We start from the raw sequence: 26,195 nt of genomic DNA, 5'->3' as shown, positions 1-26,195 counted from the left end.
CTCGTCACACCAACGCGTATGCCCTGATCACGGTCTGGGTCTGCGCGTTCCCAGCGGCGTCGCTCACGCGCGACCGCAGCGAGACGAAGCCGGCGCCGGCGGGGTGGTCGACGACGGCCTGCCACTCACCGTTCTTCGGGGTCAGCTGCGCGGGACCCCATGTCCGACCGTCGTTGTAGGACACCTCGACCGTCGGCCGGCGGACCTCACCCAGCTCGCCGCCGTTGCGCTGGACGTACACCGGGATCGTGAACCGCTTCCCGGCGGGGGCGGCGTTGTGCCCGTTGAGCTTGGGCGCGTACCGCACGGTGAGCAGTGGCAACGCCGCGTGCTTCGTGGTGCGCTCCGACGTGCACGTCCACTCGGAACTGATCCGGGTGGACAGCGGCAGGTTCTCGGACCGGTCCGCCACGGCGCGCAGGGTGTACACCGCCCTCTCCGGGCCGACGGAGAACGACCCGCTGCCAGGGCTCGCGTTCGAGCCGATGACGACGCCGTCGCGCAACAGCTCCGTGCTGCCGGTGAAAGCGAAGCCCTGGCGGTCGCGGTCCTGGTCGGTGGACATCGGAATGATGGCCGAGATCTGGTCACCCTCCCGCCTCGCGAACGCCCACCCGTCGTCGACGGGCTGCTTCGGCGTGGCCGGGGAGACGACCCCGTAGCCCCACCGCTCGGTGGTGGTACGGCCGAGCTTGTAGGTCCTCGGTGCGACCTGGTCGACCGACCAGATGACGGGGTAGACGCCCGGCGCCGACAGCTCGAAGAACGACGAGAAGTTCCACGGCACGTCCGGCGTGAAGTACTCGGTGAGCGTGCTGGGTAGCGGGATCGTCATGAAGTTGTCCCGTTCCCCGACACTTCCCGGCACCGTCGAGGCATGTTCGGTGCGGACCGTGGCGAACTGCGCGGTCCGATAACTCCAGGCCAGATCGGCTGGGATGGTGCCGCGCTCGGTCCGGCGCACGTGGTAGAGGTACGGGCTGTTGTCGAACGAGGTGCCGTTCCACTCGGCCATCCTCGTGTCCGCCGTGAACGTGAAGGCCTCACTGGTGGTCGTGGCCGGCCTGACCGTGCCCAGACCCGCCGGAAGGACCCCGCCCGACTCGAACGTGCCCCAGGCGGTCTCCCGCGAGGACATGACATCCACCGTGCCCGCCCTGGCGTTCGGCCGGTCGTCCACCTGGAAGCTGACCGGCTTGGTCGCCCGTACGTCGAGGACCAGCTCGACGTCGCGGTCCAGGGCGATCTTCGGCTCGGCGACGTGCGCCATGCTGCGATCGCCGGCCTCGGTGATGCCCAGGATGGCGCCCGTCAGGAAGTACTCGCCCTTCGGCAGGCGCGCCGTGACGGTGCCCGACGAGTTGTACATCGAGTAGAACGCCCGGACGTTCACGTCGAGGAGCGTGGCCTCGTAGAAGTCGGTCGGGGCGCCGTCCTGCCCGATGACGCGTAGCGTGAGGTCGTAGCTCTCCGCCTCCCGGAGCACCCCGACCGGTGTGCGCACGGTCTGGCCGCCGCCGGTCGCGGTGACCACACCGCCGTAGGCGCCGTCCACAACGTCGACCGACGTGTCCGCGGTGACCGTCGCGCGGGCCTCGCCGCCCGCCGGCACGGTCAGCGTGGTCGGTGCGATGGTGAACATCCCCGCCGGTGCCGCCGACCCGTCCGGGCCGCGGACGTCGGCGGCCAGGTTGAGCGTGAGCGGCTGGTCGCCGGTGTTTGTGTAGGTAACGGTCCGCGCGAGCGGCTGGTCGTCCTCGTGTGGCCACTGGGTGAGGCCGAGGCTCAGCGCCGCCGGCGCCGAGGACACGGTCGAACGGGTGGCGGCGGCGACGTCCACGAGGCCCGCGCCCTGCTCGTACACGGTGGCGTTGCCGGGCTCGGCGCTGTTCACCAGCGCGCCCTTGAGCCGGTCGGCCGTCCAGTCCGGGTGCTGGGAGGCCAGGATCGCGGCGGCACCCGCCACGTGTGGTGCGGCCATCGACGTACCCGACAACGCGACGTACCCGTCACCCGCGGGCGTGCCGATGTGCCCGTTCGCCGCCTTGGCCGCGACGACGCCCACGCCGGGACCGGTGATGTCCGGCTTGATCGCCCCGTCGTTGAGACGTGGGCCGCGGCTGGAGAACGGCGCGAGCACGTTGTCGCGGTCGACCGCTCCGACGGTCAGCGCGGCGTCCGCCGCGGCGGGGCTGCCGATCTGCCCGGCGTTGTTGCCGGCGGCGACCACGAACAGCGTGCCGGTGTCGGCCGTGAGCCGGTTGAGCGCCTGGGACATCGGGTCCGTGCCGTCGCTGGCCAACTCCGTCCCGAGGCTCATGTTGACGACGTCGGCGCCGCTGGCCGCGGCCCACTCCATCCCCGCGATGATCCACGACTCCTGGCCGCGGCCGCCGTCGTTCAACACCTTCCCGTTGAGCACCTTCGCGTCCGGCGCCACGCCCCGGTACCTGCCGCCGCTGGCCGCACCGTTCCCGGTGATCGTCGACGCGACGTGGGTGCCGTGCCCGTGGCGGTCGTCTGTGCTGTCGCTGTCGGTGAAGTTCCGCGCTCCGGCGAGCGCGTCGGCGAGGTCCGGGTGGCTGGCGTCGACCCCGGTGTCCAGCACGGCGACCGTCGTGCCCGCACCCGTGTGCCCGGCGGCCCACGCCTCGGGGGCGCCGATCTGGGGGACCGTCTGGTCGAGGTTCGCGCGCACCCTGCCGTCGAGCCAGACGTGGTTCGCGTTCTTCACGGTGGCCCAGAGGGCCGGGGACTTCCGCGCCGTGATCGCGGCGGCGCTGATGCCCGGCAGCTCGCGGTCGACCTTCGCCCCGGCCACCCGTGGCGTCGTGCCGGGGAAGTCGACGATCAGCGGCAAGGTGGCCCTGGCGGCGTCGTCGTAGCCGTTGCGCGCCAGCTCGGAGACGTCGAACAGCCGCCGGTCGAGCTGCCCCCGCGCCAGCGCGCGAACCGCGTCGTTCGGGATGACGTGGGTGTCGCCCTCGGCGTCCGTGCGCGTGAGGAACCCGACGCGTTCACGTCCCGGCGCCGCGTCGACGCGCACCTCGCCCTGTCCCCCGAGGAGCACCGTGTCCCCGGTGACCAGCGTCACCGTGGCCGTCGTGCCCACCACCCCGGCCGCCGACGCGGCGACCGCCGTCGTGACCAACTCGGTCGGCACGACCACGCCAGCGGCGATCACCGCCGCGACGAGGCCCACCCGAACCCGTCTGTGACTCATCAACCCTCCAGGTACCGCGCGACGACCCCGATACGGCCACCGCTACGGCACCATCACGCATCGACCGCGACGCGGTGTTGCAGCGTTCTCGACGGCCCGAGGTCCGGGCGTCGGGCCGCTCCTCGGAGTTCCAGACCTCGCGCCCGACCAGGGTGTTCAATGGGGGCATGATCGACCCTGCCGGCCGGCTGGCGGCACGCCGCTCCGAGACGCTCGACCTGGTCGAGGCGCTGCGTAGGCGGCTGGCTGGGATGTTCGAGTCCTCGGCCTACACGACCAACGACGACGAACACGACCCCGAGGGCGTCACGATCGCGTTCGAGCGCGCCCAGGTGGCTGGTCTGCTCGACCAGGCCCGCGCCGAACTGCGTGCACTGGACGCCGCGGAGGAGCGGCTGGCGAAGGGGACGTATGGCGCGTGCACGCGCTGCGGACACCCGATCGCGCCGGAACGGCTGGAGGCGCTCCCGGCGACCATCACCTGCGTTCGCTGCGCCGACTGAGCGCAAGCCGTGAAGGTGCCGCGCCAGCGGACGAGGTGTGTGACTCTTTTCATGATCAGGAGGTGAACCATGCACGAACAGGGGCCCGTCCTTCGGGATGTGACGGAAGAGCGGGCGGTAGGCGTGCCTGGACGTGCCCTCCTCGGGTCCGGCCCGCTGCGCGCGGTCTCGAGATTCGTCCTGGACCCGTCCTCGCGTCGCCACTGGCAGGTCATCGGCGTCAGCATCGCGCTCTGCGTGGCGATCGAGCTCATCCTGGTTCCGCGGTTCTACAACCACTTCATCGATCTGAACGCGTACTGGCAGGGCAACGTCGCCTGGGCGGACGGGCGGGATCTCTACGGTCCACTGTCCTCACCGTCGGTTGGCTGGGTGCCGAACTTCATCTATCCGCCGTTCGCGCTCATCGCACTCGCGCCGTTCACGATGACGTCGTTCTCGGTCGCGCAGGTGACGACCGTCGCTGCCTCCGTGGTCTGTCTCGCCATCTGCGGCTACGTGATTCTGCGGAGGCTTCGTCCCGACGCGCCGACCTACACCACGGTCCGCCTGGTCGCTGTGGCCATGCCCGTGCTGGTCGTGCTCGAGCCGGTCCGCACCACCGTCGGTCTGGGGCAGATCAACCTCCTGCTGATGACCGCGGTGATCGTGGACTGCCTCGCTCCGTCGACGCGGCTGCCCCGCGGCATCCTGGTCGGACTCGCGGCGGCTATCAAGGTCACCCCGGCCGCCTTCCTGCTCTTCTTCCTCCTACGCCGGGACTTCCGGGCGGCGGTGACAGCGGTCATCACCGGCCTCGTCGCCACCGCCGCGGGTTTCGCACTGGCTCCCAGTGCGTCCATCCGCTTCTGGTTCGGTGGGATCCTGTTCCAGCCGCACCGCGTGTCCGGCCCGGCGACCCGGGAGAACCAGACCATCGCGGCATCGTTGAACCGACTTCACCTGTCCGAGACCACGCATCTGGTCGCCAGGGCCGTGCTCGTCGTCGTCGTACTGGTCGCCGGCGCGATAGCGATACGGTATGCCGATCGCACCCTCGCACTGCTGGCCAACGCGACGGTGGCGTTGCTGGTGTCACCGCTGTCCTGGGTCGCGCACTGGGTGTGGTTGGCGATGGCGTGGTTGATGATCGCTCACCATGCCTTGGCGACGATGCACGCCGACGAGGCGAGTTCCCGACATGCGCGCCGGGGGGTCGTGGTGCTGCTGGTGGTCACCGCGGCGTTCATGGTGTCACCGCACGATTTCGCGTCGCGCAACGGCCCGTTCTGGCAGCCGTGGGAACACCTGGTGGTCCACACGTATCCGGTCATGGCCGTGGTCTTCCTGCTCGTCCTCGCCTACCATTCCCTTCGCCGCCGGGCGACCGCCTCCCCGTGACCGACGGCGACCGGAGGACGAACCCTTGCCAGTTCGCAAAGCGTCGTCCCGGTTGCGCCCCAACGTTGTTCATGTCGCGGACTAGCAGTGCTCCAGCCGCATGGCGGTGCCCCAGGACCGTGCCGGCGACGAGACGGTCCCCCCCGGGCCCTCGCGGGTCGTGACTTCCGCACATCACCGTCGGCTGGCACGCTGACAGGGCTCGGAACGTCGAAGGGGGACGATGTTGAGCTACGAGATCGCCCTGCTCGGGCCATGGGAGTTCCGTGCGAGTACCGGCGAGGTGACGATCCCGGCCGGGCGCCTGCGGGTCCTGCTCGCCTCGCTGGTGCTGTCGGCCAACCAGACGGTGAGCGTCGACGTGCTCGCCGAGCAGGTGTGGCCGGAACGACCGCCGATGCGGGCTCGCGGCTCGATGCACACCTATGTCGGGCGGCTGCGCAAGCTGCTGGGGCCCGGCGTGATCCACACTCGCCCCGGCGGGGGGTACCAGCTCACCATCGCCCCCGACCGGGTCGACGTGCACCGCTTCCGAAGCCTGTTGACCCGGGCCGCGCAGGCACCGTCGCCGGCCGAGGAGCTGGCGTCGCTGAACGCGGCCCTCGAGCTGTGGCGCGGCACCCCGTTCGCCGACCTCTACTCCACCTGGCTGGACCGGGACGTGGCGCCGCGGCTGGTCGAGGAGTGGCTGGCGGCCACCGGGCGTCGGCTCGAGCTGGAGCTCGACGTCGGGTGCCCACCCGAACGGCTCATCGCCGAGCTGCGTGAGCTGACCGACCAGTATCCGGCACAGGAGGCGCTCTGGGCGTTGCTGGTCGCCGCGTTGCACCGGGCCGGCCGCCGGGCCGAGGCGCTCGAGGCGTACCGGCGGGTCCGCGTGGTCCTGCGCGAGGAGCTGGGCATCGAACCCGGCGAGGCGCTCGCCCGGCTGCACCGCGAGGTCCTGCTGGACGGCCACACCGCCCCGGGGAAGGAGGCGCCGGTCGTCCCGACGTGCTCGGCCGGCCCGCGTCAGCTGCCGCACGACATCACCAGGTTCACCGGGCGCGACGAGGAGCTGGCCGGGCTCGACAGCCTGCTGCCCGATGAGAGCGCCCAGGCCCCGACGATCATCTCGCTCGACGGGCCGGCGGGCGTCGGCAAGACCGCGCTCGCCGTGCACTGGGCCCACCGCCGGGCGCACCGTTACCCCGACGCCCAGCTCTACCTCAACCTCCGCGGCTACGGGCCCGGCGACCCGGTCACCCCGGAGGCCGCGACCGAGACCATGCTGCGCGCCCTGGGCGTGGCCAGCGAGCTGATCCCGGGCGACCTCGACGAGCGGTCCGCCCTGCTCCGCAGCACGCTGTCGGGCCATCGGGCGCTGATCCTGCTGGACAACGCCCGCGACGCGGACCAGGTCCGCCCGCTGCTGCCCGGGGTGGGCGGGCTCGTCGTCGTGACCAGTCGCAACCAGCTCCGCGGCCTGTCCATACAGGACGGCGCGCACCGGGTGACGGTGCGCCGGCTGCCCGGGGCGGACTCGGTCCGGCTGCTGGCCGCCGCCGTCGGCCCCGACCGGGTCGACGAGGATCCGACCGCGGCGAGCGTCGTGGTCAAGCAGTGCGACCACCTTCCCCTCGCCCTGGTCATCGTCGCCGAACGGGCGCAACGTGCCGGCTCGCTCGCCGAGGTCGTCGCCGCGCTGGAGGACGAGCAGGCCCGGCTGGACACGCTCGACGCGGGGGAGGACAACAGCCTGCGCGCGGCCCTCGCCTGGTCCTACCGCGCGCTCGGTCCCGGCGCCGCGGCCATGTTCCGCCGGCTGGGCCTGCACCCGGCCAACGACATCGGCCTGGACGCCGCCGCCACGCTCGCCGACGTGCCGGTGGCGACGGCGCAGGCAGCGCTCGACCACCTGGTCGCCGCCCACCTGGTCGAGCAGCGCCAGCACCGCCGCTACGAGCTGCACGACCTGGTACGGCTCTACGCCGCCGAGATCGCCGAGCAGGAGTGCCGGACGGACCGGGACACCACGATCCGCCGGGTGCTGGACTGGTACCTGTACGCGGCGACGAACGCCGACCGCGCCCTGAACCCGCACCGGCGCCGCGAGTTCCTCGAGCCCTACGGTCCGCCCGAGCGCCAGGTACCCGAGTTCGCCGAGCGGTCGGCGTCGACCCGCTGGTTCGAGCGGGAGTTCGACTGCCTGCGCTCGGTCGCCTGCTGGGCCGCGCGCAACGGGCTCGCGGGTTATGCCTGGCGGATCGCGATCACCATGACCACGTTCTTCGACTATCGGATCCCCTGGCCGGACGGCGTCCAGTTCTACGGAGCGCACCACGCCGCCGCCCGGGCGAGCGGTGAACGCAAGGGCGAGGGCTACACCCTCAACTCACTCGGCTGCATCCACTTCGACCAGGGCTCGGCCGAGCTGTCGCGGACGTACTTCCAGCGGGCCCACGCCGTGTTCGAGGAAGTGGGGCACCGCTTCGGCCAGGCGATGACCACGGGCAACCTCTCGATGGTCCACGGCCAGCTCGGCCAGACCGAGCTGGCCCGGCAGTACGCGGCGGAGACGCTTCGCCTGTACGAGGACCTGGACTACCGGCGCGGACCCGCCATGGCGCTGGACAACCTCGGCATGGCCCACGCCGCCGCCGGCGAGTACGAGCGGGCGGTGGAGTGCTTCCAGCGGGCGGTGGACCTCCTGCGCGACCTCGACGACCCGCAGACCGAGGCGTTCACCCTGCTGAACCTCGGCAAGGCCTACGCCCGGCTGGCGGACCACCCCCGGGCGGTGCGGGCGTTCCGGCAGTCGATAGTGCTGCACCGAACGCTGGGCAACGCCCGCTGGGAGGCGACCGTGCTGGCCGACCTGGGCGAGGTGCTCGTCGACGCCGGTCACCCGGAGCACGCCCGGGTCGTCCTGGGCGCCGCGTTGGCGACCCTCACCGAGTTCGGCGACCCCCGGGCCGAGCAGGTGCAGGACGGTCTCGCCGCGTTGTGAGCGGTCGAGCCCTCGCCGACCGGGCTTGCGGGTGTGAGGTCGTGGCAGGGAACTGTGAGGTCGGGCTCCCCACAATCGGTGCGATCCGGCACCTGAGGGGGAGACGAGCATGCGTGGCCTGTGGATCGGTGTACGTGGGATGGCGGTCGTGCTGGCCGCCACGGTGATTCCGGCGGTCGCGGCCCCGGTGGCGGCCTCCGCGCGGAGCGGTCCCTCGGTGGATCTTCCCGCGGTGACCGCGCCGCCGGTCAGCAGGGACACCACCAGGACACGCCCGGAGGACGACGCCAGCAAGGCGTCGATGACCGGGGACCGCGATCCCCGAGGCATCGCCGACGGCGGCGGGACATACTCGGCGACCTCGCTGTCACCGTCGGCGACCTGGGAGGTCGCGGCCCAGTCGGGCGACTTCAACTGGACCTACCCCCTGCGGATGCCGCCCGCGGCCGGCGGCCTCGTACCGGACCTGAGCCTGTCCTACCGATCCTCTGCTGTGGACGGCAGGACGAGCGCGGTCAACCAGCAGGCCTCGTGGGTCGGCGATGGTTGGGACCTCTCGGCCGGCTTCATCGAGCGGAGCTACGGCCCCTGCTACACCGACACCGAGGGCGGGGTGGCGCCGCCGCCGAACGGGGACCTGTGCTGGCGCACCGACAACGCGACAGCCGCCTTCGGCGCCGCCGGCGGCCGGTTGCTGTGCTGCGACGGCCAGGGGCGGTGGCGGCCGGAGGCGGAGGACGGGTCGCGCGTCGAACGGTTCGCCACCGGGCTGGCCAACGGCGACAACGACGGCGAGCACTGGCGCATCACCACGACCGACGGCACCGAGTACTGGTTCGGATCGCAGCCGGACGCCGGCTCGACCTGGACCGTGCCGGTGTTCGGCGACGACCCGAACGAGCCGTGCCACGTGTCCGGCGGGTTCGAGTCCTCGCACTGCGCCCAGGCCTGGCGGTGGAACCTGGACAAGATCGTCGACCGCAACGGCAACGTCGTGCGGTTCCGGTACGCCCCGGAGCAGAACAGGTACGGCATGAACGCCAAGGACGCCGCGGTGCCCTACGTGCGCGGCGGCACCCTGGCCGGCATCGACTACGGCCTGCACACGACCGCGTCGAGCTCGCCGACGGCCCGGGTCCGGTTCGACATCGCCGACCGCTGCCTGCCCGGCTCGGACTGCACCCGGGCCAAACCGGGCAACTGGCCGGACGTCCCGCTCGACCTGAGCTGCGAGACGGCAACCTGCCCCGGCCGGCACCGCCCGTCATTCTGGTCGAGCAAGCGACTGTCCACGATCACCACCGAGGTCCGTTCCGGCACCGGCTACGCGGCGGTCGACCGCTGGACGCTCGACCAGATACATCCCGACCCCGGCGACGGGGAGCAGCCGGCGCTGTGGTTGAAGTCCATCCGGCACACCGGCCTGGTCGGTGGCAGCGCGGAGCTGCCACTGGTGACGTTCGAGGGCACCCGGTTCGCCAACCGGGTGGCCACGCCCCAGGACGGCTACGCGAAGCTCAACCGTTACCGGATCACCGGCGTCGTGACCGAGTCCGGCGGCTGGCTCGGCGTCAACTACCGGCGTCCCGACTGCACCCCGGCGACGGTCGCCGACACCCCCAAGGACGCCAACACGTTGCTCTGCTACCCGGCCACCTGGGCGAAGAAGGACAATGCCGAACGCACCGACCACTTCCACAAGTACGTTGTCGAGTCCGTGGTCCAGTCCGACCAGATGTCCACCAGCACCCAGCAGGTGACGAGCTACGAGTACCTCGGCGGTGCCGCCTGGCACCGCAACACCTCGGAGTTCGTCAAGGACGACAAGAAGGGCTGGGACGAGTTCCGCGGCTTCGCGCGGGTACGCACGAAGACCGGCGTGGCGGAGGACGACGCCGGTCCGGTCACGATGACCGAGCGGCGCTTCTACCGCGGCATGCACGGCGACCGCATGCTGGTCGGCACCCGCACCGTCCACGCCCTGGACAGCCACGACGGCAGCGAGCGGGACGAGGACTGGTTGCGCGGCTTCGAGTTCGAGGAGACCACCTACGACGGTGTCGACGGCGCCGCGGTCTCCACGACGATCACCCGGCCGACCACGCACGGCCCGTTCCTGACCCAGGGACCGTACCGGTCCTACCTCGTCCTGCCGGGCAGAGAGGTGAGGCACACCGCGCTCGCGGCCGGTGGGTGGCGCACGACCACCTCGGTCACCACCCACACCGACCACGGGCTGCCGCTGACCGTGAGCGATCTCGGGGTAGCCGGCGCCGCCGACGACCGCTGCACGACCACTACCTACGCCACCATCCCCGGCCGCTGGATCCTCGACCGACCCGGCACGACCAGGACCGTCGCCGTCGCCTGCGGCGACACGCCCACGTTCCCCCGGGACGCGGTCTCCGCCGCGGCCACGACCTACGACGGCAACGGCAACCCGACAGCGGACAAGGCAGCCACGTCGTGGACGGCACCCGAGCCGACTTGGGCGACGACCGCGACCCTGGCGCACGACGTGCACGGCCGCGTCGTCTCCACGACGAACGCGCTGGACAGGACCACGACGACCGAGTTCACCCCCAGGACGGGCGGGCCGGTCACCGCCCAGACCGTGACGAGCCCGCCCACCGACGCGGTGCCCGCCGGGTTGCGGACCACCACCGAGTACTCGCCGGCGTGGGGCCAGCCCACCGTCGTCACCGACCAGAACGGGCGCCGGACCGAGGCGCACTACGACCCCCTCGGCCGCCGGACCGCGGTCTGGCTGCCCAACAACCCCCGGCCGGACAACCCGGTCGACCCCAACTACCGGTTCGCCTACCACCTGCACCGGGACCGGCCGAACCTCGTGACGGCGGCGGCGCAGGGGCCGAACGGCCGGACGACCACCTCGCACACGGTCTACGACGGTTTCCTCAGGCCACGGCAGACCCAGAGCCCAGCGGTCGGCGGCGGCAGGCTGCTCACCGACACCCGGTACGACTCCCAGGGCCGGGTGTGGAAGCAGACCCAGCCCTACTTCAACGAAGGCCCGCTCGACGGCGTGCTGTGGGTCGCCGCCGACGCCGAGGTGCCCGGCCTGACCAGGACCCGCTACGACGGCGCCGGCCGGGAGGTGCGGTCGGTGTACCAGTCCGGTGTCGAGGACAGGTGGGCCACCACCACCAGCTACGGCGGCGACCGCACGCATGTCACCCCGCCCGCGGGAGGCACGGCGACGACGACGGTCACCGATGCCCGCGGTCGGGTCACCGAGGTGCGGCAGTACCGCACCGGCCGACCGGACGGCGAGTTCGACGCGACGCGGTACCGGTACACCCACGCCGACCGGCTCGCCGAGGTGACCGGTCCGGACGGCGCGGTGTGGCGGTACACCCACGACCTGCGCGGCCGGGTGACGAGCAGGTCGGACCCGGACTCCGGCACGTCCACCGTCACCTACGACGAGCTCTCCCGTCCGGTGCTGACCGAGGACGCCCGGGGGGAGAAGGTCGCCACCGTCTACGACGCGCTCGGCCGGCCGCTCTCCACCCACCGCGGCTCGGCGGCCGGCCCGCTGCTCACCAGGCGGACCTACGACACGGCGCCCGGCGGCAAGGGCCGGCCGGCCTCGGCGACCAGCGTCGTGGACGGGGCGGAGTACCGGTGGTCGGTCGGCGCGTACACGGCGCTGGACAAGCCGAGCAACACCACGATCACCGTCCCGGCGGCCGAGGGCACGCTCGCCGGCACCTACACCTCGGCCACCGGCTACGGCGCGGACGGCTCGGTGACCGGCCAGACCTACGCGAAGACCGGCGACCTCCACGAGGAGACGGTCAACCACGGGTTCGACGACTCCGGCCGGCCCCTCACCACGACCGGCGACGGCGCGGCCACCCCGTTGGTGTCGGAGACGCTGTACACCCGCTACGGCGAGGTCGCGCGGGTCCAGCTCGGCGCGGGGCCGGGACGGGCCTGGCTCACCTACCTGTACGAGTCGGACACCCGGCGGTTGTCGCGGTACATCGTGGACGCCGAGGTGGCCAAGCCGATGCAGGCCGACATCCGCTACACCACCGACCCGGCCGGCAACATCACCTCGGTCGCCGACCGGACCCTCGGCCGGACGGCCGACGTCCAGTGCTTCCGCTACGACCACCTGCGGCGGCTGACCGACGCGTGGACCCCGCCGGAGAGCTGCGCGGCGGCGCCGAACGCCGACCGGCTCGACGGTCCGGCGCCCTACTGGCACTCCTACGCCTACGACCCGGGCGGCAACCGGCGCGAGGAGGTCCGGCACTCCGCGGGGACCGAACGCGCCTACACCTATCCGGCCCCCGGCCAGGCGCAGCCGCACACCGTGCGGTCGGTCAGCGGCGGTGGCCACACCGCCAGCTATGCCTACGACGCGGCCGGCAACACCACCGAGCGCACGCTGGACGGCGTTACCGAGAAGCTGGACTGGGACGCGACGGGCAGGCTCGAGTCGATGACCGGGGACGGTGGCAGCACCAGGTTCGTCCACGGGCCCGACGGTGAGCGGCTGCTGCGCAAGGACCCCGCCGGCACGACGCTGTACCTCCCCGGCCAGGAGATCCGGGTGGCCGCCGGCAGCACGACCAGGGTCACCACCCGGTACTACAGCCACGCCGGGATGCCGGTCGCCGTGCGCACCGGCGGCAGGCTGACCTGGTTCGCGAACGACCGCCAGGGCAGTCCCATGGTCGCGGTGGACGCCGCGACGATGTCGGTGACCCAGCGCCGTCAGCTGCCCTTCGGCGGAGCCCGGGGCACCCGGTCAGCCTGGCCGGGCGAGCGTGGTTTCGTCGGCGGCACCGAGGACCCGCGCACCGGGCTGGTGCACCTCGGCGCGCGCGAGTACGACCCGGACCTCGGCCGGTTCATCTCCCGGGACCCGGTCATCGACTGGGGCAACCCGCAACAGGCGTCCGGTTACGCCTACGGCGACAACAGCCCGGTCACCCTGTCCGATCCGGACGGCCTGTGCCCTGGCCCGGACGGCATCGGTTGCGGGCACAAGGTCAGCAAGCACGGCTACGGCGACCTGCGCGACCCGGCGAACATGGCCAGGTGGAAGGGCGACCGCGCGCGGTGGAAGGACAACGCCCGCGAGGCCAACAAGCGGTACAGCTGGGTGCGCAACAACGACGGCGCCAGGTGTGCGGACGGTGTCACGTTCTGCCCACGAGTGCGTGGACACGAGGACCAGTACGCCTACGCGCGGGCCAGGCACCGGTCCGAGCAGCTGACCCTCGCGCTCGAGCAGAACGCCGGCCCACAACCACGTGACGTGATCAACCAGGTGCAGCAGAAGCTCACCGACGTGATCTACAAACAGCTCCTGCACGTCGCCAGCACCGACTGGGCGGAGTTCAGGTCCGTCTCGCTCTGCGGGCAGACCTCCGCCGGCTTCATCGTCAACCTCGACACCGAGGTCTGCGTGACCGCGGACGTCAGTGGCATCGACTCCTCCAGCGGTATCTCGTTCAACCAGTCCTCGAAGCTGAGCCTGGAGGTCGGGGGCGGGTTCTCGGCCGGTGTCGCGGTGAAACTCGGCAGCGAGTCCGCGGCGAAGCACAACGAGACGTTCTCCCCAACGCTCGCGGCCGGTCTCGAGGCGAAGCTCCCGGAAGGTGGCATAGGCGTCGAGTACGAGTGGGAGACCGGCGGTCCCAACTCGTCGGTCAACGCCAGCTACGGGTACGGACTGGACACCACGATCGGGGGCAAGTGGACCTTCCTCGGGCTGACTCGCAACTACGGGGTGAAACCATGGAACACCTTCTTCTGAGCGGAACCTCTCACCCCGCTGCCACCTCACGTCCCGCGGTGAGAGGGAAGTGTCAGCGCCGCGACCGCAGACTCGGGCACATGGTGGGAACAGACGGCAGAGCGTGGGGGGCGCGGCTCCTCGTGGCGGCAGCGGTGGTGGTGGCCGGGGCGGTCGCGGCGCCGGTATTCGAGCGGGACCGGGGCCTGGTCGCGGAGAACCCGGTGTCGTCGGCGCCGGACGGCGTGAGCGCGGCGGCCACGGCCGCGCGGCAGGGCAGGCGGGTCGAGGCGCTGGACGAGCGGTCGGAGACCCGCACGGTGTACGCCAACCCGGACGGTTTGCGCACGGCGGTGCTGACCGCCACGCCGACCCGGGTGCGACGTGGCTCGACGTGGGTGCCGATCGACACGACCGTCCGGCCGCGGGCGGACGGAATGGTGGCGCCGTCGGCGACCGTCGGCGACGTCGCGTTCTCCGGTGGTGGGTCGGCACCGTTGGTGCGGATGGTCAAGGACGGCCGGCTGTTCGAGCTGTCCTGGCCGCGCCCACTGCCCAAGCCGAAGCTCGCCGGCGACACCGTTACCTATCGCGACGTGATGTCCGATGTGGACCTGGTGATGAAGGCGGACCGGCACGGCTACCAGCAGCACCTCGTGGTCGGGCGCCGGGGCGCGGGGCCGAGGTCGGTACGGCTCGGCGTGCGCGCGGACGGTCTCCGGCTGACCGTCGACGAGGCGGGCGGCCTGCGCGCGGTGGACCGGAAGGGCACCGAGGTCCTCACCGCGCCGCCGTCGACCATGTGGGACGCGGCCGGTCGGACGGCGGCCGTCGCGGTGTCCGTCGTGGACGGAGAGTTGACCGTGACCCCGGACGCGGCGTTCCTGGCCGACCCCGCGGTGCGCTATCCCGTGACGATCGATCCGCCGATGCGGACGTTCGAGCGCTGGGGCTGGGCCAACGTGGTCTCCGGCAAGGCCGGCGAAAGCTACTGGAACCAGAGCGCCGCACTGGACCCGAACCTGGCCCAGGTGGGCCAGTGCTACAACGCCGACGGCAGGTGCGCCGGCATCGCCGAGGCGTGGGCGTACTTCCAGTACGACACCTCGTTCCTCAACGGCTCCGACATCCTCGACGTCACCTTCCGGTCCGCGGTCGGCTACAGCCCGAACTGCGACGGGGCGGCCCGGGGACACGGCGTGTTCATGCCGGCACGGCTGATCGACGCGGGCCTGAACTGGAACAACAAGCCGGAAGGGCCGAAGGTCGGCGGCTGGGCCGCGCCCCAGTCCAACGCCGACCACGGCTGTGGCGGGATCCGCGGTGCCGGCACCGCGGTCCCCAACGGCAACGTGAACCCGGTCGGCAGCAGCGTCTACTACCTCCGTGCCGACAACGGCGGTGACACCATGTCCTGGCGGAAGTACCTGGCGTCGGAGACGAAGCTGACCGTCACCTACAACCACCGGCCGGACGCGCCGAGCGACCTGCGGACCGACCCGCCGACGCAGCAGCCGTGCGCGTGGTGCGCGGGCAAGCCCTACCTCTCCGCGCAGAACGTCCGCCTGATCGGCCGCTTCACCGACCCGGACAACGACGGGGTCGAGCCGCACTGGCGCTGGCGCTACGGCACCGGTGCGACCAACACGCGGGTCGGCGCGGTCCAGGCGTCGGGTGCCACACACGACCTGCAGATCTCGCCGCCGGAGAACGTGGACGTCTCCTGGTGGGCGCACGGCTTCGATCCCGGGCCGCCGGCGGGGCACTTCGCCGGCCTGGAGAGCCACGGGCGGACCTTCGTGGTCGACCGCACCCGTCCCACCACACCGCCGGGTGTGTCCAGCACGGCCTACCCGGACGACGAGTGGCAGCACGGCGGCGCCGGTGTGCCGGGCGTGTTCACCTTCTCCTCGGGTGGGGTCGCCGACATCGACCACTACCTGTACGGGTTCGAGGACCCGCCGACGAGCAAGGTCGCCGCGACCGCACTCGGTGGGCCGGCGACCGTGACGGTGACGCCGCCGGGCGACGGGCGGCGGGTGTTGTACGTGCAGAGCGTCGACCGGGCCGGGAACAGGAGCGGCACGCGGGACCACACGTTCTTCGTCCGCGCCGGCGACGGGGCGTACGCGCAGTACGCGTTCGAGGGCAACTCACGCGACGACGCCTACCTCGGCGACCGGCACGGTACCTTGCGCGGCGCTGCCGCATACGCTCCCGGGGCGGTCGGCACCTCGCTGCTGCTGGACGGCCGGGCCGGCAGCGAGATGGTCGCGCCGAACACCGTCCGCACTGACTCGAGCTTCTCGGTGTCGGCCTGGGTACGGCCGGACTCGCTGCCGACCCGACCGATGGGGGTGGCCACACAGGACAGCGGCGCCGGTTACGGCGGCTGGCTGCTGCACTACCGCAACGACGACGGCAACACACCGCGGTGGCACGTGTGGGTCTTCGGTGGCGACCCGGCCAACCCCGGCTCGGTAGCCGTGTTCAGCCCGACCGCCCACCCGCAGGTGGGCCGGTGGACGCACCTGACCGCGGTGTACGACCAGGCGCGGAACACCGTCGCGCTCTACGTGAACGGGGTGCTGGCCGCGGAGCGGACGACCCCGGCTGGCTGGGTGCCGCTGCGGTCGGAGGGGCAGTTGGCGGTCGGCCGCCTCCAGTACGCCGGGCAGCCGGGGCACGTCTGGCACGGCGGGATCGACGAGGTGCGGATCTACGACCGGGCACTCGCCGCCGCCGAGGTGACCGCGATGGTCAGCCGGGACAACGTCCGCTCGGCGCACTGGAGGTTCGACGACCAGCCGGGCACGACCGCCCGCAACGAGGTCGTCGGCGGCGCCGACGGTGTGCTGACCGGGGGCGCGGAGCTGGTGGACAACGGTGGTCTCGGGGGAGCGGTGCACCTGGACGGCCAGGACGACACCGTGGTCACCGGCGCACCGGCGGTCCGTACCGACCAGAGCTACTCCGTCGCCGCCTGGGTGAAGGCCGACCGGTTCACCACCGGCAGGTCGATGACGGCGGTCAGCCAGGACGGCACCGCCAACAGCGGCTTCTACCTGCAGTACGACCTCACCCAGAAGAAGTGGGCGTTCGTGCGGTTGCCCGCGTCGCAGACCGATCCGACCGGGTACGTCGTGGCGGCACCGCGGACACCGGTACCCGGCACCTGGGTGCACCTGACGGGGGTGTTCGACGCCCCGAGCCGAACGATGTCCTTCTACGTCGACGGCGAGCCGGCCGGCGTACTGCGGACCGGGGAGGCCGCCCCGTGGTCGGCGGAGGGGCCGCTGGTCGTGGGCCGCGGCATGTACCGGGGCCAGCAGGTGGACCACTGGCCTGGTTCGGTCGACGAGGTGCAGACCTACACCCGGGCGCTGGCGCCCGAGGAGATCAGGTCGATCGTCACCCGTTCGGATGTGACGGCCGGCGCGTGGCGGCTGGACGGCGACGCCGACGACACGTCCGGGCGCGGCCTCACCGGCAGCTGGACCGGCACTCCCGGGTGGACGGAAGGCCAGGGCGACCACCCCGACCCGGCCGACCAGGCCGCCGTGTTCACCGGCGCCAACTCCGTCAGCGCGCCCAACGCGGTGAACACGGCGGACAGCTTCTCGGTGTCGGCATGGGTTCGGCCGGACCGGGCGGGGTGCACCTGCACGATCCTGTCCCAGGACGCGGTCAACAACTCGGCGTTCGCCCTGTCCACCCAGGACGACGGCAGGTACGGGCTGCTCGCGGTGACCGAGGATCCGGCCGGCCGGGCTCCGGGCAACGACCTGGCGGTCGCGGGAGCCGTACAGCCCGGGCAGTGGACGCATGTCGCCGGAGTGTTCAACCGGCAGCGCGGACGGATCGAGCTGTACCTTAACGGCGCGCTGGTCGCCACCGCCCCGCACACCGCCACGGTGTCCGGCGCCGGGCGGGTACAGCTCGGGCGGGCGAGATGGCAGGGCGGCTACGTCAACGCCTTCACCGGCGCGATCGACGACGTCGTGGTGCACAGCCGGGCGCTGTACGTCGAGGAGATCCGTGCGATGGCCGGCCGGGACCCACTGCTGATCCACCACTGGCGGCTCAACGAGACCGGCGGCGACACGGGAGCCGACGCGGTCGGTGTCCGCCCGGTTCGGCTCACCGGCGGGACGCGGTTCGGACCGGGCCGCTCGGGCAACGCGGCGGAGTTCGACGGGGCCGACGACGCGGCGTCGGTGCCGGCGGTCGACCTGCGGACCGACCAGGACTTCACCGTGTCCGCCTTCGTGCGGCTGGACGACCTGCCGGAGTGTCCGGCGACGTGCCGCCGGGACGCGGTCAGCCTGGAGGGTGGCCAGAACGGCAAGCTCCGGCTCGGTCACGTGATCGACGACGACCAGGCGCACGCCCCGGGCAAGTGGGTGTTCGAGATGCCGGAACAGGCGACGGGCCGGGTCACCGAGGCGGCGATCTCGGTCCGGCCCAGCCAGGCCCACAGCTGGGTGCTGCTGGTGGGTGTGTACAGGGCGAGCACGGGCACGATCGCCCTCCACGTCTACGGACCCGACACCGTCGACTTCGACACCGGCACGCTGGGCACGCCCTGGCACTCCGCCGGCCCGGCCCATGTCGGACGGGGCGTCCAGAACGGCGCACCGGGCCGGCACTGGCAGGGCAAGGTCGACGACGTGCGCCTCTACGGCGCCGCACTGCCACCGGAACGACTGGCGGCGATCTTCCGGTCCTATCCCGCACCATGACACACGCCGCAGCGCCGCGGGGAGGCGGCCGCGTTCGCACGAAGCGGGCGTGCCCCGTTCCGAACTTCAGTACCGTGCTGGCTGATGACCGACTCAGGGACGGGGAGTCACAGGCTGTGAGCGGATACGAGGTTCAGATCGGTCAGCTGCGGAGCGCGGCCAAGGCGGCCGGATCTGCTGCGGAGCAGGCCGGGGCGGTGGACCCGGGTACCGGCCTGGAGGCGATCGCGACCGCGTTGCCAGGTGGTGACGCGGCGCAGAAGGCGCCTAACCTGGCGTCGACGTTCAACGAGCGCGCGGAGGGGTGGGCGGGCGAGATCGACCGGTGGAGCGAGTCGATCACCGCCTCCGCGAAGGAGTACTCCGAAAACGAGGACTCCGCGGAAAGGGCTTTTCGGAAATGACGATCAGCTACGACGACGTCCGCAAATGGGACGCTCCGGCGCTCGACACGTGTGCCACCAACCTGCGTGGGCGGCGGGACAAACTCGTCGGGCTGCAGGACGAACTCGATGACGCCAGGCGATTGCCAGACTGGCACGGCCTCGCGGGCGAGCGCGCACGCGGTTCGCTCGGAGATACGCGAAACAATGCCGAGATCCTGATCGCTGAGATGTCCGCCGTCGAACGCGCTCTGCAGAACGCGTCGGACGACGTCTCCGCCCTGAAGACGCGGGTCGCCAACAACGACTCCCTCGCCGACACCTACCAGTTCCGCATCGCCGCCGACGGCACGATCGTGGACAACAAACCCGCCGACCCCCCGCCGGGGTCGCGGTTCGAGGCCGAAGAAAGTGCCGAGGCCGAACGACACCGCCAGGTCATCAGGAAACAGCTGGATCAGGAGACCAAGGCGATCCTCACTACGGCGAACAACATCGACGACGCCCTCGCCCGGGTGATGCAGCTCGCGCAGGACCGCGGGATCAGCGACCATGGAGCGTCCACTCTGGCGGATGCCAGGAAGGGCGGGGAGATCGAAGCCCAGGTGCTCGACATGGAACAGTCGCTGCGCGACGCCGGACTGCTGAGCGGGCCGCCCGCGTCCGGCCACTACCGGCAGTGGCTTGAGAACGCCGTGCGCCGGGGCGTGCCGATCGACACGATCAAGGAGATCATCACCGAACACGACATCACGCCGGAGGACTTCACGGTTCTCGACGGAATGGAGGAGATCCGCGAGGACGAGGACGGCGACGGGACCTTCAAGTCGTACTTCTTGATGCCGACCGACATCAGCGGGGACGACGCCGCCAAGGCGGTACGGATGACCTACATCATGAACGCGGGCACCGACTACGGCACCGAAGGCGAGTCGACCGACTTCTCACCGACCCCGTACGGGTCCGACGAACTGCGCCGGATCACCGAGCGGCAGCAGCAGAACTCCTGGAGCTACGACGAAGACGTGGGCTTCGTGCACGACAACGGCGGGCGGTTGGTGACCACCCCGAACGGCATGATGATGGGCCTGGGCGGGAACCTCATCCAGGACCAGTTCAGCCAACGCGGCGGGACGACCTGGGGCGACACGTTCATGCTGAACATCGACGACCCGAGCGATCCGGCGCAACAGCTCAGAGAGGTGGCGTCGTCGGGCCACGCGTGGTACGAGGGCGACGACGGCCCGTACCGGGGTAGCCTCGACATGGACCGACTGCTTCACCACGAGGAACGCCACTCCCAACAATGGGGGCGCGAAGGCTACACGGGCTTCCTCGCCTCCTACGTGTGGGAGCAGGTCACCGGCGGCAACGAGACCGAGGAAGACGCGGGACTGTCCGATGGCGGATATCGCTAGGTGGCCGCGCGTCGCCTGCGCTGCCCTGCTCATGGTGGCAGTGGCCGCGGCGTGCGACACCGAGGCCCAGTACGCGCCGTCGCTGCCACCGGTGGCCGGGTTCCGCGTCGACGACGGCGTGCTCAAACTGTGGACGGGCACCCCGTGCGATGGCGTCACCGGACTGACGTTGATCTTCGACTCCGGCACGTCGGAGAGCGCGGAGCAGAGGTGGACCGCGCCTCGGCCGGGGGTGCTGGTGGAGCGCATGGACCTGCTGAGGACCGACGGGGGACCGTCCCCGGACACCGGCGGGCCTCTCCAGGTCCAGACACCGCTGCCCGAGGACTACGACTGGACCAAGGCGGACTCGATCGCCTTCTCCGTTGACGGACCGAAGGCCAACGGTGCCAGGGTCAACGTGCCCCAGGTGCTGCGCGAGTCGGACCAGCACCCGTCCGAGAGCTACCTGTTCGGCCAGCGTGGCTGGCTGGACGCCTCGGACGTCCAGCGCGAGAACCAGAAGTCGTTCCTCACCGTCTGCACTCCCGACCCGGAGTGACCACCCGCGGAGCCGCGCATGGATACACCGGATGGCAACGCCCGCACGCGCGCCTTGCGCACAGCGCTCCGGCGCCTCGTGCTCGGCGCGTTCGTCTGCACCGCCGCGTTGCTCGTGCTGCTCCTCGGCTGGGCGGTGACCAGCGCCACCGGATGGTCCTCCGATCCCCACGGCTACGGGATGTTCGCGGGAATCCTGTTCGCGGCGGTCCTGACACCGGTGGCGCTGGCGCTGTGGTTGCTGTACCGATCGATGCGACGACGCGGGGATTGACCGGCCACCCGGTCCAGAACATGGACATCCGGTCCACGTTGGACAGCGAGCAGTCCGGTCGGCCCCGCGCCGCTGCCCGGGTGTCAGCGCCGTCGTGCCACCAGAAGCAGGCGCGAGCTGCCCAGGCGGAACGGGGTCCCGTCGGTGTCCCCGTACAGCTCCACCCGCGTGAACCCGGCCTCGGTGACCAGTCGGCTCACCTCGGCCACGGTGTAGACGTGCTGTACGGAGGTGCCGCGGTGTTCCTCGTCGCCGCGGCGGAAGGTGAACGCGGTGATCCACCGACTGTTGGCGGCGTCGTACTCGTTGACCGACTCGGCCTCGATCCCGCCGAAGGTCATCGGCGGCTCCTCCAGTTCCAGGTGCGGCAGCAGCGCCTCGGCGACGAACCCGTAGTCGAGAACCAGGGCGCCACCGGACACGACGAGCCCGGCCAGGTCGGCGAGGAACTTCCTCGTGCCGGCGTGGTCGAGGTAGCCGAAGGCGTTGCCCATGCACACAGCCGCGTCCACCGGGATGTCAGCGGGCAGGTCAGCCATGTCACCCAGCCGCGCGTCGACGTGCAGCCCCTCGGCGGCAGCGGCCTGGCGGGCGTGCTCGACGGCTTCGGCGGACACATCGAGCCCGGTCACCCGACAGCCGCGCCGGGCGAGTTCCAGGGAGTGCCGGCCGCTGCCACAGGGCACGTCCAGCACGCGGGCACCGGCCCCCAGCCCACCCGTCCGGATGATGAAGTCGACCTCGGCGGCGGCCAGCGCGGGTGGCACGGCCGCTCGCCAGAACGCGTTGGGCAGTTCGGTGAAGAAGTCCGCGTACCACGCGGACAGAGCGTCTTTCGACAATTCGAGTACTCCAGTTTCACGGCGCGTGGGCGCCACAGCGAGAGTGCTGAGGAAACCGGGGCAGTACTGTCACCCGCCCCGGCATGACCGGACGGTGACCATGGCATCGCCTTCTCGAGATGGGCCGGGTCGGACCCGGTGGAGAACGTCGACGAAGGATAACCCGCACCCCGACCCCCGCGCGACCCGATTAACAAGGCTCTGGTCAGGAGGCGTTTGAGCCTGCATGAATCACGTCTGAGCGTGCCGGGGTCGCAGCGGAGCAACACCGCTCACGAGCGCTGTTCCACGTTTGGCAGCGGTCGTCGGTCAGGGCCGGGCGTTCGGCTCCATGCGTTGTCCGTGCCGGCGCGTGGTCGTCACGCCCGGTTCCACTTCTGGTTGTTCTGGCCGTTGCAGGTCCACAGGACGAGCCGGGTGCCGTTGGCGGTGGCGGCTCCCTCGGCATCCAGGCAAAGTCCGGAGTGGACATTGCGGATCGACCCGTCGGCGTTCAGCGTCCACTTCTGGCTGGCCTGGCCGCCGCACAACCCGATGACCACACGGGTCCCGTTGGCGGTGCCCTGGTCGAGGGCGTCCAGGCACCGGTCACCGAAGATCCGGAGTTCGCTGCTCGCGGTGGTCGTCCACTGCTGGTTGGCGCCGGCGTGGCAGTCCCACAGCAGCACAGCGGTCCCCGACGCGGTGGCGCCGCCGTCCACGTCGACGCACCGGTTGGCCCCCACCCCGAGCAACCGCGAGGTGACGTCGCTGGACGAGCCACCGGGGGTGAACTGCCACCAGTTCACGTTGAGCAGGTAACCGCTGCCGCCGGTGTAGCGCAGGAACAGATCCTGGTTGCCCGCCGCGCCGCTGACCGGGCACGACACCGATTGCCACGCCTGCCAGCCGCCAGTGCCAGGGACCGTGCAGCGACCCACGACGGTGCCGGTGGCGCTGCCCAGGCGCAGCTCGATCACACCGCCCGACGTGGCGGACGCGACCCGCGCGGTGAACGACGAGGCGCCGGTGCCGAAGGCGACGTTGCGCACCTTGGTGTAGTCGCCGTTCTCGATGTTGCCGATGTTCATGCCGCCCTCGGCGGCGGGTTCGGTCTCGACGCCGGAACCCCACGCGATCGTCTCGGCTTCCTGCCGCACATAGGGATCGAGCGTGTCCACTGGCCCGGGGCCCGCGGTCATGGTCAGCCTGGGGATGGTGCCGTCGGCGTTGTAGGTGAACTTCTCCACGGCCACCGACCGGGTGTAGCCGCCGCCCCCGGGCAGAGCACCGTTGTGGTAGAAGAAGTAGGAGCCGCCCTTGTAGTCGACGATGCCAGGGTGGTTGGTGAAGCTGGAACCCTGCGTGGGCATGACGGTGCCCCGATAGGTCCACGGCCCGGTGGGGCCGGGCGCTGTGGAGTAGGCGATGTGCTCGGAGCAGCACTGCGCGGCGTAGACGTTGTAGTACAGGCCGTTGCGCTTGTAGACCCAGGGCGCTTCTTCGTACAGCGTGGGCCTGTCCGGGTTGCCGGGGCGGGTCCCGAACCCGGCGGTGGTGAGCGGGATTCTGGTGGGGCTGCCGGAGAAGGAGATCATGTCTGCGTTGAGCCGCACGTACCACAGGTTCGGGTTTCCCCAGTACAGGTAGGCCTGGCCGTCGTCGTCGACGAAGGCGTGCGGGTCGATCTCGCCGTTCTCGACCAGCGGCCTGCCGAGCGCGTCGCGGAACGGCCCCGTGGGGCTGTCGGACACCCCCACGCCGATAGCCATGCCGCCACCTCGGCGGCGGACGGGGACGTACCAGTAGAACTTGCCGTTGCGGGCGATGGTGTGTCCGGCCCAGGCGTTCGCGTCGGCCCACGCGAAGGTGCCGAGGTTCATCGGCACACCGTGGTCGGTCCAGTTGACCATGTCGGCGGAGGAGAACACCCGCCACTCGCGCATGGTGAAGGTGGTCGAGCCGTCCTCGTCGTGCCCGGTGTAGAGGTACACCCGTCCGTTGTGCACCATCGGAGCCGGGTCGGCGGTGTAGATGTGCTGGACGATCGGGTTGTCGGCCTCGGCTGTGGCCGGGAACAGCGCCAGGGCGGAGATGATGCCCACGGCCGCGGCGAGCAGGCGCCTTCGACGATGCACAGGTTCCTCCTTGGAACGGTGGGCAGCGGGGGAGAACCGCCGGTCGGTGAGCGATCGGGGAGCCTGGCTGTGCGGCAGCGTCGCCGGGTTAGTACCGGCGCGTGGTCGTCACACCCGGTTCCACTTCTGGTTGTTCTGGCCGTTGCAGGTCCACAGGACGAGCCGGGTGCCGTTGGCGGTGGCGGCTCCCTCGACGTCCAGGCACAGTCCGGAGTGGACGTTGCGGATCGACCCGTCGGCGTCCAGCGTCCACTTCTGGTTGGCCTGGCCGTTGCACGCCCAGGTGACCACGCGGGTCCCGTTGGCGGTGCCCTGCTCGAACGCGTCGAGGCACTTGTCGCCGAACACCCGGATCTCGCCGCCCGCCCACGTGGTCCACAGCTGGTTGGCTCCCGTGTGGCAGTCCCAGATCAGCACGGTCGCACCCGGTGCGGTGGAGAAGTTGTCGACGTCGACGCACCGGTTGGCGCCGGCGCCGCGCAGCCGTGCGGTGGTGTTGGGGATCTGGCTGCCACCGGACACGCGGAACACGGCCACACCGTGGGCCGGCACGCTGGCTGAGATCTGTCCGCTGCTGCCCGAGGTGGCGCCGGTCCACAGGTCAGCCAGGGTGAATGAGTCGCCGGACAGGCCGATCTGCGTGGCCGTGGTGCTGATGGTGGTGGTGCCGCTGCCGCGGTTGAACAGTCCGACGGCCACCGAACCGTCCGACAGCGGCTTGGCGAAGACCTCGGTGTTGCCGTCGTCGCGCACCCGCCGCCCGCCGATGCCGAGGCGGTCCTGGTTGACCGCGATCAGCCGCTGGTTGCGCAGCAGGGCGCTGATCTCGGGGGACATGGTGCGCAGGTCGTTGCCCGCCATCAGCGGCGCGGCCATCAGCGCCCACAGCGCGAAATGGGACCGCGACTCGGTGAGCGTCAGTCCTGGTCTGCCCGCGACCAGCATGTCTGGGTCGTTCCAGTTGCCCGGTCCGGTCTGGGCGGCCAGCGGGGCGGTGACGTCGAGGACGTTGGTCACCCCCATCGGATAGCTGTTGACGCTGTTGGACTGCCAGATGTCGAGCAGGTCCTCTGTGGTGCGCCACAGGTCGGCGACGTCGCCCCAGTCGTACTTGTCGCCGGTGGGGGCGTGGAAACTGTTGGAGTTGATGCTGTAGACGATCGGGCGGCCGGTGGAGCGCAGCGCGTCGCGCATGATCGAGAACCGGGCGATCTGCTCGTCCCGCGTACCGGACCCCGAGCACCAGTCGTACTTGAGGTAGTCCACGCCCCAGGAGGCGAACGTGCGGGCGTCCTGGTACTCGTGTCCCAGGCTGCCGGTGGCGCCGGGGAAGGTACCGCCGCCCTGCGCGCACGTCTTCTCCAACGGCGCCTGGTAGATGCCGAACTTCAGCCCTCGGGCGTGAAGGTAGTCGCCGAGCGCCTTCATGCCACTGGGAAACTTCGTCGGGTGGGCGCGCAGGTTGCCCTGCGCGTCGCGGTTGGGGTCGAACCAGCAGTCGTCCACGACCACGTACTGGTAACCCGCGTCGCGCATCCCGGAGGACACCATCGCGTCGGCGGCCTGCCGCACCTGGGCCTCGGTGATGCCGCAGCCGAAGCTGTTCCAGCTGTTCCAGCCCATCGGCGGGGTCAGCGCCGGGCTGCCGGGCGCCGCGTGCGCCTCGGGCCGATCCGGTGCTGCGGTGACGAGGCCCACCGCCACGACCGCCGCGGCGATCAGGGAGAGCGTGCGCAAGCGTGTTCGAGTGAGCATGTCGTCCCTCTCGGCTTTGACAGGGGTGCACAGCCGACGTCAGTCGTCAATGACCGCGGGTCTCCGCGAGGTTCGACGCATCGCCGAGACCGTGATTCGTACCTCAATGTATCGGCGCCCGAGAGCACCAGTCAACGGATGCCGAGGAAGTTCTGTGAGCGCTAACTAGATATGTTAGACAGGATGTGAAGGAGGTAAACCGCGCTCAATCCACTCAAACCGCAGCTCAGGACCTTGTACCGAGAGTCGATGC

At 71.0% G+C, this 26,195-nt stretch carries 13 protein-coding genes; 9 read left to right on the top strand and 4 right to left on the bottom strand.

What is annotated here, in order from left to right:
* Positions 1-4: 4 nt before the first annotated feature.
* A complete protein-coding gene (locus tag BU204_RS24075; protein ID WP_075128016.1) occupies positions 5-3,223 on the bottom strand; it encodes a S8 family serine peptidase in 3,219 nt (1,072 codons plus the stop codon).
* 167 nt (positions 3,224-3,390) lie between these two features.
* Between BU204_RS24075 and BU204_RS24070 the strand changes: the two genes are divergently transcribed.
* The 9 genes from BU204_RS24070 to BU204_RS24030 all read left to right on the top strand — a co-directional run bounded on the left by BU204_RS24070 (position 3,391) and on the right by BU204_RS24030 (position 21,228).
* Positions 3,391-3,726 carry a TraR/DksA family transcriptional regulator gene (locus BU204_RS24070; protein WP_075128015.1) on the top strand — a complete coding sequence of 112 codons (336 nt, stop codon included), beginning with the start codon at positions 3,391-3,393 and terminating at the stop codon, positions 3,724-3,726.
* Between the two features lie 123 nt (positions 3,727-3,849).
* The gene (locus BU204_RS24065) at positions 3,850-5,106 is read left to right on the top strand and encodes a glycosyltransferase family 87 protein (RefSeq protein WP_158073505.1); all 1,257 of its coding nucleotides are present in this window, start codon (positions 3,850-3,852) and stop codon (positions 5,104-5,106) included.
* A gap of 223 nt (positions 5,107-5,329) precedes the next feature.
* Positions 5,330-8,095, top strand: a complete 2,766-nt coding sequence (locus tag BU204_RS24060) for an AfsR/SARP family transcriptional regulator (protein WP_075128014.1) — start codon at positions 5,330-5,332, stop codon at positions 8,093-8,095.
* A 109-nt stretch (positions 8,096-8,204) separates the two neighbouring features.
* Complete coding sequence (locus tag BU204_RS24055; protein ID WP_143229687.1) at positions 8,205-13,892, top strand: RHS repeat-associated core domain-containing protein; 5,688 nt, start codon at positions 8,205-8,207, stop codon at positions 13,890-13,892.
* Positions 13,893-13,972: 80 nt separating this feature from the next.
* Positions 13,973-18,613: a LamG domain-containing protein gene (locus BU204_RS24050; RefSeq protein WP_143229686.1), complete on the top strand. Its 4,641-nt coding sequence runs from the start codon at positions 13,973-13,975 to the stop codon at positions 18,611-18,613.
* A gap of 74 nt (positions 18,614-18,687) precedes the next feature.
* The gene (locus BU204_RS24045; RefSeq protein WP_233160552.1) at positions 18,688-19,017 is read left to right on the top strand and encodes a hypothetical protein; all 330 of its coding nucleotides are present in this window, start codon (positions 18,688-18,690) and stop codon (positions 19,015-19,017) included.
* The gene (locus BU204_RS38470; RefSeq protein WP_083661577.1) at positions 19,014-20,414 is read left to right on the top strand and encodes a hypothetical protein; all 1,401 of its coding nucleotides are present in this window, start codon (positions 19,014-19,016) and stop codon (positions 20,412-20,414) included. Before BU204_RS24045 ends, BU204_RS38470 begins: the two co-directional genes overlap by 4 nt.
* Positions 20,398-20,955, top strand: a complete 558-nt coding sequence (locus BU204_RS24035) for a hypothetical protein (RefSeq protein ID WP_075128011.1) — start codon at positions 20,398-20,400, stop codon at positions 20,953-20,955. Before BU204_RS38470 ends, BU204_RS24035 begins: the two co-directional genes overlap by 17 nt.
* An 18-nt stretch (positions 20,956-20,973) precedes the next feature.
* Positions 20,974-21,228 carry a hypothetical protein gene (locus tag BU204_RS24030; RefSeq protein ID WP_075128010.1) on the top strand — a complete coding sequence of 85 codons (255 nt, stop codon included), beginning with the start codon at positions 20,974-20,976 and terminating at the stop codon, positions 21,226-21,228.
* Between the two features lie 83 nt (positions 21,229-21,311).
* On the opposite strand, the gene BU204_RS24025 is transcribed toward BU204_RS24030, so the two are convergent.
* The 3 genes from BU204_RS24025 to BU204_RS24015 all read right to left on the bottom strand — a co-directional run bounded on the left by BU204_RS24025 (position 21,312) and on the right by BU204_RS24015 (position 25,942).
* Positions 21,312-22,070 (bottom strand): SAM-dependent methyltransferase, encoded by a 759-nt coding sequence (locus tag BU204_RS24025; RefSeq protein ID WP_075128009.1) that lies wholly within the window; start codon positions 22,068-22,070, stop codon positions 21,312-21,314.
* Positions 22,071-22,429: 359 nt separating this feature from the next.
* Positions 22,430-24,187, bottom strand: a complete 1,758-nt coding sequence (locus BU204_RS24020; protein ID WP_075128008.1) for a family 43 glycosylhydrolase — start codon at positions 24,185-24,187, stop codon at positions 22,430-22,432.
* A gap of 108 nt (positions 24,188-24,295) precedes the next feature.
* The gene (locus BU204_RS24015; RefSeq protein WP_075128007.1) at positions 24,296-25,942 is read right to left on the bottom strand and encodes a glycoside hydrolase family 27 protein; all 1,647 of its coding nucleotides are present in this window, start codon (positions 25,940-25,942) and stop codon (positions 24,296-24,298) included.
* Between the last annotated feature and the right edge of the window lie 253 nt (positions 25,943-26,195).

Source organism: Actinophytocola xanthii, from assembly GCF_001921205.1.
GTDB lineage: Bacteria > Actinomycetota > Actinomycetes > Mycobacteriales > Pseudonocardiaceae > Actinophytocola > Actinophytocola xanthii.
The sequence above is the reverse complement of the archived record's forward strand: the minus strand, read 5'-3'. Positions and strand labels throughout refer to the sequence as shown.